Source organism: Variovorax sp. V116 (genome assembly GCF_041154435.1).
Taxonomy (GTDB): Bacteria; Pseudomonadota; Gammaproteobacteria; order Burkholderiales; family Burkholderiaceae_C; genus Variovorax; species Variovorax paradoxus.
In genome coordinates this window covers 357,548-371,602 of the sequence record NZ_AP028661.1, presented here as the reverse complement: position 1 = coordinate 371,602, position 14,055 = coordinate 357,548, and the positions used below count along the sequence as shown (strand labels likewise).

Annotated in this window: 11 protein-coding genes; 1 reads left to right on the top strand and 10 read right to left on the bottom strand. The window is 69.4% G+C overall.

The annotated features are described in order from the left end of the window. Positions 1-31: 31 nt before the first annotated feature. The 8 genes from glcF to ACAM58_RS01720 all read right to left on the bottom strand — a co-directional run bounded on the left by glcF (position 32) and on the right by ACAM58_RS01720 (position 9,326). On the bottom strand, positions 32-1,264 hold the full coding sequence (glcF, locus tag ACAM58_RS01755) for a glycolate oxidase subunit GlcF (RefSeq protein ID WP_369663969.1): 1,233 nt from the start codon (positions 1,262-1,264) through the stop codon (positions 32-34). A gap of 23 nt (positions 1,265-1,287) precedes the next feature. Then, on the bottom strand, positions 1,288-2,394 hold the full coding sequence (gene glcE, locus ACAM58_RS01750; RefSeq protein ID WP_369663968.1) for a glycolate oxidase subunit GlcE: 1,107 nt from the start codon (positions 2,392-2,394) through the stop codon (positions 1,288-1,290). Between the two features lie 29 nt (positions 2,395-2,423). After that, on the bottom strand, positions 2,424-3,932 hold the full coding sequence (locus tag ACAM58_RS01745) for an FAD-linked oxidase C-terminal domain-containing protein (protein ID WP_369663967.1): 1,509 nt from the start codon (positions 3,930-3,932) through the stop codon (positions 2,424-2,426). 130 nt (positions 3,933-4,062) lie between these two features. Next, the gene (locus ACAM58_RS01740) at positions 4,063-4,944 is read right to left on the bottom strand and encodes a LysR substrate-binding domain-containing protein (protein WP_369663966.1); all 882 of its coding nucleotides are present in this window, start codon (positions 4,942-4,944) and stop codon (positions 4,063-4,065) included. Positions 4,945-5,311: 367 nt separating this feature from the next. Beyond that, on the bottom strand, positions 5,312-6,247 hold the full coding sequence (locus ACAM58_RS01735; protein ID WP_369663965.1) for an SMP-30/gluconolactonase/LRE family protein: 936 nt from the start codon (positions 6,245-6,247) through the stop codon (positions 5,312-5,314). 290 nt (positions 6,248-6,537) lie between these two features. Next, positions 6,538-8,070 (bottom strand): ammonium transporter, encoded by a 1,533-nt coding sequence (locus ACAM58_RS01730; RefSeq protein WP_369663964.1) that lies wholly within the window; start codon positions 8,068-8,070, stop codon positions 6,538-6,540. A 22-nt stretch (positions 8,071-8,092) separates the two neighbouring features. Then, entirely contained in the window at positions 8,093-8,431 is a 339-nt protein-coding gene (gene glnK / locus ACAM58_RS01725) for a P-II family nitrogen regulator (RefSeq protein WP_007833403.1), read from the bottom strand. A 70-nt stretch (positions 8,432-8,501) separates the two neighbouring features. Beyond that, positions 8,502-9,326 (bottom strand): TorF family putative porin, encoded by an 825-nt coding sequence (locus tag ACAM58_RS01720; protein ID WP_012745382.1) that lies wholly within the window; start codon positions 9,324-9,326, stop codon positions 8,502-8,504. Between the two features lie 217 nt (positions 9,327-9,543). Between ACAM58_RS01720 and ACAM58_RS01715 the strand changes: the two genes are divergently transcribed. After that, on the top strand, positions 9,544-11,091 hold the full coding sequence (locus ACAM58_RS01715) for a YifB family Mg chelatase-like AAA ATPase (RefSeq protein WP_369663963.1): 1,548 nt from the start codon (positions 9,544-9,546) through the stop codon (positions 11,089-11,091). 28 nt (positions 11,092-11,119) lie between these two features. Here the strand turns inward: ACAM58_RS01715 and ACAM58_RS01710 are convergent, their stop codons facing one another. Both ACAM58_RS01710 and tagF read right to left on the bottom strand, forming a co-directional pair. Further along, positions 11,120-13,297: a serine/threonine-protein kinase gene (locus ACAM58_RS01710; RefSeq protein ID WP_369663962.1), complete on the bottom strand. Its 2,178-nt coding sequence runs from the start codon at positions 13,295-13,297 to the stop codon at positions 11,120-11,122. Between the two features lie 31 nt (positions 13,298-13,328). Continuing rightward, positions 13,329-14,054: a type VI secretion system-associated protein TagF gene (tagF, locus tag ACAM58_RS01705; protein ID WP_369663961.1), complete on the bottom strand. Its 726-nt coding sequence runs from the start codon at positions 14,052-14,054 to the stop codon at positions 13,329-13,331. Position 14,055 lies beyond the last annotated feature (1 nt).

Below are 14,055 nucleotides of genomic sequence, written 5' to 3'. Positions count from 1 at the left end.
GAGTCGGACCAGGGCGCTCTTCGGTGTGCGATCAGGCCGCCGCCAGCGCCGCGTCCAGCAGCTCCACCCAGTGCCGCACGGGCGTCTGCTGGCTGCCGCTTTGCAGGTGCGTGATGCAGCCGATGTTGGCCGAGGCGATGACGCTCGGCTGCAGCTGCGCCAGGTGCCCGAGCTTGCGGTCGCGCAGCGGATAGGCCAGCTCCGGCTGCAGCACCGAATAGGTGCCGGCCGAGCCGCAGCACAGGTGCGATTCGTTCATGGCCACGCGCACGTCGAAGCCGAGCGCGCGCAGATGCGTTTCGACGCCGCCGCGCAGCTTCTGGCCGTGCTGCAGCGTGCAGGGCGGGTGGTAGGCGACCACGCCCTGCGGCGCATGCACGCGGGCCTTCAGGGCGGGCACCAGGTCGGGCAGCAGCTCGCTCAAATCGCGCGTCAGCTCGCTGATGCGCGCGGCCTTGGCGGCGTAGGCCGGGTCGTGCTGCAGGATGTGGCCGTACTCGCGCACCGTGACGCCGCAGCCCGAGGCGTTCATGACGATGGCTTCGACCTCGTTGCGTTCGACCATCGGCCACCAGGCGTCGATGTTGGCGCGCATCTGGGCCTTGCCGCCTTCCTGGTCGTTGAGGTGGAACCTGACGGCGCCGCAGCAGCCGGCCTCGGGCGCGACCACGGCCTGGATGCCGGCCGCATCGAGCACGCGCGCGGTGGCACTGTTGATGTTGGGCATCATCGACGGCTGCACGCAGCCCGCGAGCATCAGCACCTTGCGCGCATGCGTGGCGCTGGGCCATGCGCCGGCCTCCTGCCTGGCCGGCACCTTGGCCTTGAGCGCATCGGGCAGCAGGCCGCGCACCGACTGGCCGAGCTTCATCGCGGGCCCGAACAGCGGCGATGGCAGCCCCTCCTTCAACAGCCAGCGCGTGGCCGATTCCATGGCGGGGCGCGGCACTTTCTCGTCGACGATCTTGCGGCCGATATCGACCAGGTGGCCGTACTGCACGCCGCTCGGGCAGGTGCTCTCGCAGTTGCGGCAGGTCAGGCAGCGGTCCAGGTGCAGCTGCGTGCTGCGCGTGGGGGCCTTGCCTTCGAGCACCTGCTTGATCAGGTAGATGCGTCCGCGCGGGCCGTCGAGCTCGTCGCCGAGCAGCTGGTAGGTGGGGCAAGTGGCGGTGCAGAAGCCGCAGTGCACGCATTTGCGCAGGATGGCTTCGGCCTCGCGGCCTTCGTCGGTGTCGCGGAATTCGGGGGCGAGTTCGGTTTGCATCGCGGGGTGTCTCGGTTTTTTATCTATGCGCCGGCGAGCAGCCGTGCGCGATCGAAGATGCGGTGCGGATCGAACTCGTGCATCAGCGCCTGGTGGATGCGGGCCACGGGCGCGCTCAGTGCGTCGAAGCGCGGCACGCGGCTGTCCGCGGCCTGGCCTGCGGGCATGCGGAACAGCGTGGCGTGCCCGCCGGCCGCGCGCGCGGCTTCGCGGATGCGCGCGGCCTGCGCGGGCGGCGCCTGGTACCAGCGCTGCCCGCCATGCCATTCGACCAGCGGCGCGGCACCATCGCCATCCCATGCAAGCGCCGATGCGGTCTGCGGCACCGACAGGCGCCACAGGGCGTTCGCGCCCGTGCCGAACCACGGCAGCTGCTGGTCGCGCAGCGCCTGCCAGTGCGCCGCGGCCTGCGCGTTGTCCCTGCGCTCGCCGCCGAGATGCGCGCAGGCGGCTTCCACCGCCGCGACCGCGCCGCGCAGGCGCAACTGCAGGATGCCGGTGCCCGCCTGTTCGAACCAGCAGCTCGCATTCAGCGGCAGCGGCCGGCCGCCCCATTCGTTGAGCAGGCGCAGCGCATCGGCCTGGCTGCAGGCGAATTCCAGTGTGGCCTCGGCGGGCGCGACCGGCAGCACCTTGAGGCTGACCTCGGCGATCACGCCCAGCGTGCCGAGCGATCCCGCGAGCACGCGCGAGACGTCGTAGCCTGCGACGTTCTTCATCACCTGCCCGCCGAAGCTCAGGATGTCGCCACGGCCGTTGACCAACGTGGCACCGAGCACGTAGTCGCGCACCGCGCCCACGCTGGCGCGCGCGGGGCCGCTCAAGCCGGCGGCGACCATGCCACCCACCGTGCTGTTGCTTGCGAAGTGTGGCGGCTCGAAGGGCAGGCACTGCCCCTTCTCGGCCAATGCGGCTTCGAGTTCGGCGAGCGGTGTGCCGGCGCGCACGGTGACGACGAGTTCACTCGGCTCGTAGCTCGTGATGCCTGCGAGCGCCGTGGTGTCGAGAACGTCGCCTTGCAACGCCTCGCCGTAGAAATCCTTGGTGCCGCCGCCGCGGATGCGAAGCGGCGTGGCATCGGCGGCCGCGGCGCGGATGCGTTCGGCGATCTGGCGGAGGGCGGGTTCCATGGTCTGTGCTGCTTTTCTTGTCGTCGTTCTCAGAAGCGCGGCAGCTCGGGATGCGGCAGCCGGCCGCCGCGCACCACCTGCTTGCCGTATTCGGCGCAGCGCTGCAGCGTGGGGATCACCTTGCCGGGGTTCAGCAGGCCGGCCGGATCGAAGGCGCGCTTGACGCCGGACATCTGCTCGTTCTCGGCCGCGGTGAACTGCACGCACATGCTGTTGAGCTTTTCCACGCCCACGCCATGCTCGCCCGACACGGTGCCGCCCATGGCCACGCTGGTCTCGAGGATGTCGGCGCCGAAGAGTTCGCAGCGGTGCAACTCGTCGGGGTCGTTGGCATCGAACAGCACCAGCGGATGCAGGTTGCCGTCGCCCGCGTGGAACACGTTGCAGCAGCGCAGGTTGTACTTCTTCTCCATCTGCTGGATGGCCAGCAGGATGTCGGCCAGGCGCTTGCGCGGAATGGTGGAGTCGAGGCACATGTAGTCGGGGCTGATGCGGCCCGATGCGGGGAAGGCGTTCTTGCGGCCGCTCCAGAACTTCATGCGCTCTTCCTCGCTGCTGCTCACCGCAATGGCGGTGGCGCCGCAGGAGCGCAGCACGGCCGTCATGCGGCCGATTTCTTCTTCCACTTCCTCGGCGGTGCCGTCGGATTCGCACAGCAGGATCGCGGCGGCGTCGAGGTCGTAGCCCGCGTGCACGAAGTCCTCGACGGCGGCGGTCATCGGCTTGTCCATCATCTCGAGCCCCGCGGGAATGATGCCGGCCGCAATCACCGCGGCCACCGCATCGCCCGCCTTGCGAACGTCGTCGAAGCTGGCCATGATGCAGCGCGCGACCTGCGGCTTGGGCACCAGCTTGACGGTGACCTCGGTGGTCACGGCCAGCATGCCTTCGCTGCCGATGACCAGCGCGAGCAGGTCCAGGCCCGGCGCGTCGAGCGCCTCGCCGCCGAACTCGACGGGCTCGCCCTCGGCCGTGAAGCCACGCACGCGCAGCACGTTATGCAAGGTGAGCCCGTACTTGAGGCAGTGCACGCCGCCCGAGTTCTCGGCCACGTTGCCGCCGATGGTGCAGGCGATCTGGCTCGACGGATCGGGCGCGTAGTAGAGGTTGAAGGGCGCGGCGGCTTCACTGATGGCGAGGTTGCGCACGCCGCACTGCACCACGGCCGTTCGGCTCACCGGATCGATCTTCAGGATGCGGTTGAACTTGGCGAGCGACAGCGTCACGCCCAGCGCATGCGGCATGGCGCCGCCCGAAAGCCCGGTGCCCGCACCGCGCGCCACCACGGGCACGCCGAGCTGGTGGCAGGTCTTGAGCACCGCAGCCACCTGCGCCTCGGTCTCGGGCAGGGCCACCACCAGCGGGCGCTGGCGGTAGGCGGTGAGGCCGTCGCACTCGTAGGGCGTGGTGTCCTCGGTGTGCCAGATCAGCGCGTGCGTCGGCAGGTGGGCCTGCAGGGCACGCACGATCTGCGACTGGCGGTCGGTTTTTTTTTGCAGCAGCGAATCGTGCTGGGCGGCGGTGAGCGGCGCGTTCATGGATGTCTCTCTTGGTGCCCTGCACTCTACGCAAAATGCGGCGCGGCCGGGTTGATGCTTTTTTGCGCGGCGCTTGAGAGAACTTTGCGGATAGAACTCTGCCGGGTGGGCCGGCCGGCCGGCCGCCGGTTCAGCGCAGGCTCTGCGCGAGCCAGTCCGCAAACGCCGCGCATTCCCAGCGATCGAGCGTGCCTGGCTGCCAGCAGATGGTGTGGCGGTGCGGCGAGGGCACGGGCCGGTCGGACAGCGGCACCAGCCGGCCCGATTCGAACCAGGCGACGCCCATCTTCTGGCGTACCAACGCCACGCCGAAGCCGCTCGCGGCCGCGTCGTAGACCAGGCCCAGGTCGTTGAACTGCGAGCCGACGTGTGGCTCGGGCTGGTCGAGGCCGCAGCTTGCGAACCAGGTGCCCCAGGGCTCGAGCGGGCTGCGGATCAGCCGCGCGCTGGCAATCTCCGCCGCGGTGCAAAAGCCGTCGAACGGGCCGAATTCGTTGAGGTAGCTCGGGCTGCAGGCAGGCACCACCTCTTCCTCGAGCAGCAGGCGGTGTTCGCAGTCAGCATACGCACCGGTGCCGTAGCGCACTTCGAGATCGGCCTGCTCGGCCGTGACGTCGAGCAGCGGAATGGACACCTGCAGCACCAGCTCGATGTCGGGGTAGATGTTGCGGAACAGCTCGAGCCGCGGCATCAGGAACACGCGGCTGAAGGTGGGCGTGACGGCAATGCGCAGGCGCGTGGCACGCGTCGCCGCGTTGCCGAGCGGCGTGGCCTGCAGCGCAGCAAGGCCGGTGCGCACGTTGGCAAGGTAGGCGGCGCCGTCGGCCGTGAGGCTGAAGTCGCCGCGGCCGAAGAGCTTGAAGCCCACGTGCGCCTCGAGCTGGCGAATGCGGTGGCTCACGGCGCTGGCGGTGACGCACAGCTCGTCGGCCGCGCGGCCCGCATGCCGCAGCCGCGCCACGGCCTCGAAGGTCAGCAGGCACTGGATGGGCGGGATGTGCTGCAGGGCCATTGTGTTTACCCTTCGGTCACTTGTCCGGGGCGTTCTTGATTTCGGCGCTGTTGGTTTCGGCGCTGTTGTTCAGGGCGCGTGCACAGGCCACCGGGTACTCCCCTCCGCGAATGTCCCCCGCCTTCGGCTCCTCCTTTATTTCGCTGCGGGGAGCACCCGATGCCCTGTGCACGAGGACACGCTCCGGGTGCACAGCCGATCAACGACCGCTCCGCATAACGCTCCCGCTGATGGGGTGCCTTGCGCAGCGAAATCAAGGAGGAGGCCGCAGGCCGGGGGACATTCGCGGAGCAAGGCACCCCGTCGGCGGGAGCGCGCCCCGAACAAAGCACGTCATGCACGACGCATCGAGTCATGGGATTCACCCCTAGTCCTCGAAGAAGCTGACGGGCAACCCCGGCGTATCGACCCGCATCGAGATCACCGTGCCCGACGCCGGCAGCCGCTCGATCTCGGCGGCGGGGCGGCCCTTGCGGGCGGTGGTGACAAAGAGCGTCTTCAGGTCGTCGCCGCCGAAGCAGGGCATCGTGGGACATTGGGTCGGCACAGGAACGGCGGCCACGATCTCGCCCGAAGGCGCAAGGCGCAGCAGCTGCGCGCCTTCGAACATCGCGACCCAGTAGTGGCCCTGTGCATCGACCGTGGCGCCATCGGGGCGGCCTTCGTAGCGCAGCGCCAGCGAATCGGGGGTCCAGCCTTCGGGCTTGGCGTCGAACTGGTGGAACACGCGGGGCTGCGAAAGCGTATTGGCCGCCGCGTCCCAGTTCCAGGCGCGCACCTGGTGCGCGGGCGTATCGGCCCAGTACAGCGTGCGCGCATCGGGCGAGAACGCGAGCCCGTTGGCCGTCGTCACCTGGTTGGCCATCTGCGTGAGGGCCGGCGCCACGCCGCTGCCGGGCCGCGCATCGAGGCAGTAGAGCGCGGCGTTGGCGCGGTCCTTGGCCTCGTTGATCGAACCGCTCCAGAAGCGGCCGAGCGCGTCGCACTTGCCGTCGTTGAAGCGCATGGTGCGCACGTCGTGATCCACGCGCGCGATGGCGACAAGTTCACCACCCCACTCGCGCGCCCGGTAGATGCCGTCGCGCAGCGCAATCACGAGGCCGCCGCTGCGCGCCGGCGCCATGCAGCCGGGCTCGGTGGACAAAGCCCAGCGCTCCACCTTGGCCGAGTCCGTGCCGATGTCGCCGCGCGTGCGCAGCACCGCACGGCCCGGGATGTCGAGCCAGTACAAGGCGCGTTCCCGCGGATGCCAGAACGGCGATTCGCCGAGCTCGCAGAGGCTGTTGTCGATGGAGGTCCACATGCCCGGAATTGTGCATGCGCGGACATCGCCGCTCCAGAGGAAAAACGCAGGCAAAAAAAAGCCCGCTGACGCCGAAGCGCTCGCGGGCTGAACATCCAAAGGAGACCTCGCTGAAAAATCGTCCTGTTCTTTCTTTTTCTTCTTCTCACCACCAGCCCCCGCACCGCATGCCTTCTTCGCGAAACACCGCGGAACCGGCTTTGCCGGGCCGCTGGTGTTGCCCCCAGCAGGGGGGTTGGCGAAGCGACACGAAGTGCGCGAAGACTGGGGGGTTGCCTATTGCTTTGGGGTTACCTGTTGTATGCGGTCTCGCCGTGCGAGGAGATGTCGAGGCCTTCGCGCTCTTCTTCTTCCGACACACGCAGGCCGATGGTCAGGTCGGCGATCTTGAAGGCGATGAACGCCACCACGCCCGACCACACGATGGTCAGCAGCACGCCCTTGAGCTGGATCCACACTTGGGCGCCGATGCCGTTGGACACCACGCTGGCCGTGACCCAGTCGCCCACGAGGCCGGGGCCGCCCAGGGCCTGGGTGTTGAACACGCCGGTGAGCAGCGCGCCGACGATGCCGCCGACACCGTGCACGCCGAACACGTCGAGCGAGTCGTCCGCGCCGAGCAGCTTCTTGAGGCCGTTGACGCCCCAGAGGCAGGCGAAGCCGGCGATGAAGCCGATGATGATCGCGCCCATCAGGCCGACGTTGCCGGCGGCCGGGGTGATGGCCACCAGGCCTGCCACGGCGCCCGAAGCAGCGCCCAGCATCGAGGCCTTGCCGCGCATCAGCGCTTCACCGATGCACCATGCGAGCACGGCAGCGGCCGTGGCGGTGAAGGTGTTCATGAAGGCGAGCACGGCGCTGGTGCCGGCTTCCAGGGCCGAACCGGCGTTGAAGCCGAACCAGCCGACCCACAGCAGCGAAGCGCCGACCATGGTGAGCGTGAGCGAGTGCGGCGTGAAGGCTTCCTTGCCGTAGCCCACGCGCTTGCCGATCACGAAGGCGCCGACCAGGCCCGCCACGGCGGCGTTGATGTGCACCACGGTGCCGCCCGCGAAGTCGAGCGCGCCCCACTGCCAGATCAGGCCGGCCTTGGCGTTCTGTGCGTCCACCACGTTGGCGGCGGTGTAGGCGTCCGGGCCCATCCAGAACCAGACCATGTGCGCGAGCGGCGCATAGCTGAAGGTGAACCAGATCACCATGAACAGCAGGACGGCCGAGAACTTGGCGCGCTCCGCGAAGGCACCCACGATCAGGCAGCAGGTGATGCCGGCGAAGGTGGCCTGGAAGGCGGCGAACAGCAGCTCGGGGATGTAGACGCCCTTGCTGAAGGTGGCGCCGGGCGCGAACACGCCGGTGGCCGGATCGAAGATCCCCTTCATGAAGAGCCGGTCGAATCCGCCGAAGAAGGCGTTCCCCTCGGTGAACGCGAGGCTGTAGCCATAGATGAGCCACAGCACCACGATCATCGAGAAGGTGACCATCACCTGCATCAGCACCGACAGCATGTTCTTGCTGCGCACCAGGCCGCCGTAGAACAGCGCCAGGCCGGGGACGGTCATCATGATGACGAGCAGCGTGGACAGCATCATCCAGCTGGTGTCACCCTTGTTGAAGGAAGGAGCGGCAGGCGCCGCGGCGGGCGCTGCTTCGGCAGCCGCAGCGGGTGCGGCGGCAGCCGGAGCGGCTGCAGGTGCCGGAGCAGCGGCTGCGGGCGCGGACGCCGCCGGCGCCTCGGGCGTGGCAGCAGGCGCCTGGGCGAAGCTCGCCGTGCCTGCAGCGAGCAGGCTCAGGCCGAGCGCGAGAGAAACAAGCAGTTTTTTCATGGTTGTTGTTTTCCGGGCTGGATCAGAGGGCTTCGCGGCCGGTTTCACCGGTGCGGATGCGAACGACCTGCTCGAGGTTGTAGACAAAAATCTTTCCGTCGCCGATCTTGCCGGTGCGCGCCGCACCCTCCACGGCTTCGATCACGCGGTCGACGAGGTCGTCGGACACCGCCGCCTCGATCTTGACCTTGGGCAGGAAGTCGACCACGTACTCCGCGCCGCGGTACAGCTCGGTGTGGCCCTTCTGGCGGCCGAAGCCCTTGACCTCCGTGACCGTGATGCCCTGCACGCCGATGGCCGAGAGGGCTTCGCGCACCTCGTCGAGCTTGAACGGTTTGATGATGGCTGTGACCAGCTTCATGATGACTTTCTCCTTCTTGGATGGAATGGATGGTGCGGCAGCTTGGGCCGCACCTTGTTCTTGTGCCTGCTTACAGGGTCTTGCTGAGCGTAACGATGAAGCGCGCCTTGTTGGGCGAATAGGTGGTCTGGCCGAAGGTGCCGAAGCCGAGGTCGACGCCCGGGTTGGACACCGCCAGGTACGAGCTCTTCTTGTTGGCGCCCTGGATCGAGCCGGCCAGTGCGAGGCCGCTGCCGAAGTCGTACGACACGCCCACGTTGTAGTCCACGTAGCTCTTGTAGCCCAGGCTGCGGATGTCGCTGGACATGTGGGTGTAGCCCACGGCGGCCTTCAGCGTGAGCTTGGGCACGATCTCCTTGCTGTAGGCCAGGTTCAGGTAGCCGGTGTTGGTGCCCTTCAGGCCCGAGCCGGCCTTGTTGCCCGCGTAGCCGAAGTAGTCCTTCGACACCGTGTGCGAATACTTCAGCGTGAACGAGCCGATGGCCTCGTCGGCCCAGGTGCCGGCGCCGTACAGCTCGGTGGTGTTGCCGGCGGAGTTGCCCGGGTAGATGTAGGTCAGCGCGCCCACGTCCATGTCGAAGGGGCCGGCCTTGAACTTGTAGCCGCCGTAGATGTCGCTCTCGATGCTGTTGCCCTTGAGCCAGTTGACGCTGGAGTTCCAGTTGCCCACGTAGAAGCCGGTCTCGCCGAAGGCGTAGTCGAAGCCGCCCTGGATCGCGGGCTTGAAGCCCTTGGTCTTGGCGTAGTCGTTCTTCCCGATCATGTCCTGGTCCTGGCCGCGGAACTTGTAGTTGCTGGTCAGTGCCACATTCCCCGTGAGCTGTGCGCTCGCAAGCATCGGCAGGGCAGCAAGGGCGGCCACGGCCATTGCCTGGGCGAATTTACGGTGCATCATCGAGACTCCTCGGAGTTGGTTGGATTGTTGGGGGACACCGTCTCATAGCAGGGAGCGTGCCAAAGTGCACGTTTTGCCCTGCGGCACGGCGGCCGCCCCCGCACCTGCAACCCAGGCGAAATAGTTACAAGCGTGTTCAGTTGCGGTACCCCATGGGGCACCGCGGTGCATGAGCCCGGCCAAAAACGGGCGCACCACAATGGTGAGAGGGAGTGGAATGAGCCTGTCTTTGGTGCAAAGCCGCGCTTTGCTTGGGCTGGAAGCGGCCAGTGTCACGGTCGAGGTGCATCTGGCGAACGGCCTGCCGAGCTTCACGCTCGTCGGGCTGGCGGAAACCGAGGTCAAGGAGGCGCGCGAGCGGGTGCGCTCGGCCATCCAGAACGCCGGCCTGGAGTTTCCGAACAACAAGATCGTCGTCAACCTGGCGCCGGCCGACCTGCCCAAGGATTCCGGCCGCTTCGACCTGCCGATCGCGCTCGGCATCCTCGCGGCCAGCGGGCAGATCCAGCCTGCGCTGCTGGCGGGCCATGAATTTGCCGGCGAGCTCTCCCTTTCAGGCGAACTGCGGCCGGTGCGCGGCGCGCTCGCCATGGCGCTGGCCCTGCACACGCGCGGCATCGCGACGCGGCTGGTGCTGCCCGCCGCCAGCGCCCAGGAAGCGGCGCTGGTGCCCGGCAGCGAGGTGTATGGCGCCAGGCACCTGCTGGACGTGGTGCAGCGCTTCATGCCCGAGGGCGCCGCGCTGCCGCAGGGCGAGGAACAGCAGCAGCAGCCCGCCACGGACGGCTGGGCCCGCGTGCACGCCGCAGCCGCGGCGGCCGCGCCGCTCTATGCCGACCTGGCCGACGTCAAGGGCCACGCCGGCGCCAAACGCGCCCTCGAGATCGCCGCCGCCGGCGGCCATAGTCTGCTGATGGTCGGCGAGCCCGGTTCGGGCAAGTCGATGCTGGCGCAGCGCTTTGCCGGCCTGCTGCCGCCCATGAGCGTCGACGAGGCGCTGGAGAGCGCGGCCGTGGCCAGCCTGGCCGGCAGTTTTTCGGCCGCGCGCTGGATGAACCGGCCGACCTCGGCGCCCCACCACACATCGAGCGCCGTGGCGCTGGTGGGCGGCGGCTCGCCCCCGCGGCCCGGCGAGATCTCGCAGGCGCACCATGGCGTGCTCTTCCTGGACGAATTTCCGGAGTTCGCCCGCTCGGCCCTCGAGGCGCTGCGCGAGCCGCTGGAGACGGGCACCATCACCATCGCGCGCGCCGCCCGTCGCGCCGAATTTCCGGCGCGCTTCCAGCTGGTCGCGGCCATGAACCCCTGCCCTTGCGGCTACCTGGGCTCGACGCTGAAGGCCTGCCGCTGCACGCCGGACCAGATCTCGCGCTACCAGGCCAAGCTCAGCGGCCCGCTGCTGGACCGCATCGACCTGCACATCGAGGTGCCCGCGGTGTCGGCGCAGCAGCTCATCGACGCGCCGCCCGGCGAATCCACGGCCAGCATCCGCGCCCGCGTGGTGGCCGCGCGCGAGTTCGCGCTGCAGCGCCAGGGCGGCCCCAACCAGGCGCTGCAGGCCGGCGCCATCGACAAGCATGCCGCGCTCGACGATGCGGCACGCAAGTTCGTCTACAACGCCGCCGCCAAGCTCGGCTGGTCGGCGCGCAGCACGCACCGCGCGCTCAAGGTGGCGCGCACCGTGGCCGACCTGGCGGGCGCCGAATCGGTGGGGGTGGTACATGTGGCGGAGGCGGTGCAGTACCGCAGGGCGCTGCGGAACTGAGCGCGCCCACCAAGGTGCAGAGGAGCGCCTACTTGAACTCGTGGCTCACCACGGGCGCCGATTTGCTGTCCTGCACCGTCACGCGCTGGCGGTAGACATCGAGGTCGCCGTTGCGCACTTCGATGTTGTAGATGCCCGGGCGCAGCGAGAGCGACTTGAGCGGCGGGCTCACGCCGCGCTCGGCGCCGTCCACGAAGACCTGGCCCCAGGGACGGATGTTGAGCACCACGCGTCCCATGCCGGGCGGAGCGGCCGGCGACGCGGCCGGCGGGGTCGGGCCGCCGGCGATCACGGTGGGTACCGGATTCGTGGGCGCCGTGCCCGGTGCCGCGGGCACGGCCTGCGCGAGCCGGTTCAGCTCGGCGATGGCGTTGCGGGCATCGCGCGCATGCGGGCCGCGCCGGTAGCGGCGCAGATAGGCCTCGTAGCCTTCGCGCGTGTTCTCGGCCTGGGCCAGGTTCCAGTCCTCGGCTTCGGCGGTGGCCATGGCGGCCTCCGGCGGCGGCACGGGCGTTGGCGTTGCGCCCGGGGGCGTGGCTGCGGGGTCCGGTGTGGCCGGTGCAGCTGCCGGCGCCGCGCCCACTGGCACATTGGTCAGCGGCGTCAACGGGCCGGCCGGTGCGCTGGCCGCTGCCGCGGGAGGCGGCGTGCCGGGCGCTGCCGCCACGTTCTCGCCCGCGGGCGCCGATGACGATGATGAGCCGCCGGCGGCGCCTTCGCCCGGCGGCATGGCGGCAGGCGGCGGCGAGGTGGCGGACATCGGCCCCGACGGCGGGGGCACCGGCACCATGGCGGTCGATGTTTCCTGCCGGCCTGAAGTCAAGTGAAGACCGATCCAGCTGCCCACGGCCACCAGCGCAATCAGCAGCACGCCGACCAGGCCCCACGGCGGCCGCGACGATTTCTTGCCGGTCGGTGCTGGCTGAGGCTGCGGCTTGCCGGGAGCCGATGGAGGACGTGCCGGCGCTGCCGCAGCCTCGCGCGGTGCGGCGGGCTTGGGCGAGGATGACGGAGGCTCGGCCTTGGACGCGGGCTGAGGCTTGGGCTTGGGCTCGACCGGCTCGGGGGCAGCGGCTTCAGGCCGCACGGCACTGGCCGATGCAGTGGCTTGCGCCGCTGCGGCCGCCGCTGGCGCCGATGCCTGGGGTGCCGCCGAGGCAGCCGGCGCTTGCTGCGGCACCGGTGCCACCGCGGGCGCGGCCTTCGAAGGCGGCGGCGGCGCGATGACGGCCATGGGCGCCGCCAGTCCGCTCACGTAGGTATCGCCCAGCTTGGCAAGCCCCAGTTCGGCCGCGAACGCGGCCACGGTCTGCGTGCGGTCCTTGCTGTGCACGGCCAGCGTGTGGTCGACGGCCGCGCAGAAGGCCGGGCTCAAGTCGCTGCGGCCCAGCGACGACAGCGGCACGTAGGCGTCCTGCACGCTGCGCACCACGGCCGAGGGCGGCGGGTGGCCGGTGACGGCGCGGTACAGCACGGCGCCCAGCGCGTAGAGGTCGGTCCAGGCGCCCTGCAGCAGCGTGTTGTCGTCGGCGTATTGCTCGATCGGCGAATAGCCGGACTTCACCATCACCGCCACTTCGTCGACCAGGTCGGCGATCGACTTGCGCGCCGCGCCAAAGTCCAGCAGCACCGGCAGGTCGTCCTGCTGAATGAAGATGTTGTCGGGCGCGATGTCGCGGTGGAAGCACTGGCTGCGGTGCAGCGTCTCGAGCGCGCCGAGCAGCGGGCCGAGCATGCTCAGCAGCCAGGCCTCGGAGATCTTCTTCGGCTCTTCCTCGGCCAGGCGGCGCAGCGTGCGGCCGCGGTAGAGCTGGATCGCCATGTAGGCGGTGCTGTTGGCCTCCCAGAAGCGGTGCACCCGCACCAGCGCCGGATGGCTGAACTGCGCGAGCGTGCGCGCCTCGTTGATGAAGCTGCGCAGGCCCGCCTGGAAGGTGGCCGTGAGGCGGTCGGAACGCACGTGCACGCTGTCGTCGCCCACGCGGCGCGCGAGCATCGAGGGCATGTATTCCTTGATGGCCACCTCGCGCTGCAGCGAGTGGTCGTAGGCGCGGTAGACGATGCCGAAGCCGCCTTCGCCAATGACCTCGAGCAGCTCGAATTCGTCCAGCCGGTGGCCCGCGTCCAGCGGATGGGGGCGCTCCTGCGGATCGGCCTGCATGCTGGCGCTGCCGTTGCTGTTGTCATTGCTGGCGTTGGTCGTCATGCATCTCCTCCCGCGGCGGGGGTCTGGTCGTTCATGCCCATGGCACATGCCCCTGTGAAAACAACTTCGAGAACAACGGCGTGTTGAGGCCTCCGCCGTGGGCGGCGGTGCGCAGCGGCGAGCCGTCCGCCTGGTTGGTCCACCAGTAGCTGGTGCTTCCGAAGGCGTCGAAGCACAGCGGCAGCTCGGGCCAGCCGAGGCGCTGCTGCGCACCGGTGGCGCCGGCGCCGCCAGCCGCGGGCCCGAGGATCGAAAGGATGTCGTCCGAGCCGCCGCTCGCGGTCTGGAAGCCGCCGTGGGCCGCGGCCAGCACCTGGCGGTCGAACTGGTCGGGCGCCACGCTGTGGCGGATCGCCTGCAGCAGCGCGCTGCCGCATTGCCAGTACCACGCGGCCGAGCCCTCGAGCATGGAGGGCCGGTAGCTCGAGGCGGCCACCTGCAGCGTCACGCACACGGGGTAGTAGCGCCCCACGCGGTCGCAGCTGGGCGCCAGGCAGCCGAACTGCACCGCGTCCACGCCCTGCGTGGCCGGAATCGCGAAGTTCCAGACCGGCGCCACCACGTAGTGCCGCGTCATGGCGTCGGGCCAGCGCTTGAAGGTGCCCAGGCCGTTCTGCATCCAGCGGTCCCACCAGGCCTGCAGCTCGCGCGGCACGCGGCGGTAGAGAAAGTCGCCGGCCGCGGGCAGCTTGCCGTACCAGCCGATCTGCTCGTCGTCGGGCACCCACACCCGCGGCGAAGGAATGCCGCTGTTCATG

What these genes read in the sequence shown, in the direction of transcription:
- ACAM58_RS01740 (WP_369663966.1), bottom strand. Translation starts at nt 4,944, where the DNA reads ATGGCCCTGCAGCACATCCCGCCCATCCAGTGCCTGCTGACCTTCGAG.
- glcE (WP_369663968.1), bottom strand. Translation starts at nt 2,394, where the DNA reads ATGGAACCCGCCCTCCGCCAGATCGCCGAACGCATCCGCGCCGCGGCC.
- ACAM58_RS01735 (WP_369663965.1), bottom strand. Translation starts at nt 6,247, where the DNA reads ATGTGGACCTCCATCGACAACAGCCTCTGCGAGCTCGGCGAATCGCCG.
- ACAM58_RS01730 (WP_369663964.1), bottom strand. Translation starts at nt 8,070, where the DNA reads ATGAAAAAACTGCTTGTTTCTCTCGCGCTCGGCCTGAGCCTGCTCGCT.
- glcF (WP_369663969.1), bottom strand. Translation starts at nt 1,264, where the DNA reads ATGCAAACCGAACTCGCCCCCGAATTCCGCGACACCGACGAAGGCCGC.
- ACAM58_RS01720 (WP_012745382.1), bottom strand. Translation starts at nt 9,326, where the DNA reads ATGATGCACCGTAAATTCGCCCAGGCAATGGCCGTGGCCGCCCTTGCT.
- ACAM58_RS01710 (WP_369663962.1), bottom strand. Translation starts at nt 13,297, where the DNA reads ATGACGACCAACGCCAGCAATGACAACAGCAACGGCAGCGCCAGCATG.
- ACAM58_RS01745 (WP_369663967.1), bottom strand. Translation starts at nt 3,932, where the DNA reads ATGAACGCGCCGCTCACCGCCGCCCAGCACGATTCGCTGCTGCAAAAA.
- tagF (WP_369663961.1), bottom strand. Translation starts at nt 14,054, where the DNA reads ATGAACAGCGGCATTCCTTCGCCGCGGGTGTGGGTGCCCGACGACGAG.
- glnK (WP_007833403.1), bottom strand. Translation starts at nt 8,431, where the DNA reads ATGAAGCTGGTCACAGCCATCATCAAACCGTTCAAGCTCGACGAGGTG.
- ACAM58_RS01715 (WP_369663963.1), top strand. Translation starts at nt 9,544, where the DNA reads ATGAGCCTGTCTTTGGTGCAAAGCCGCGCTTTGCTTGGGCTGGAAGCG.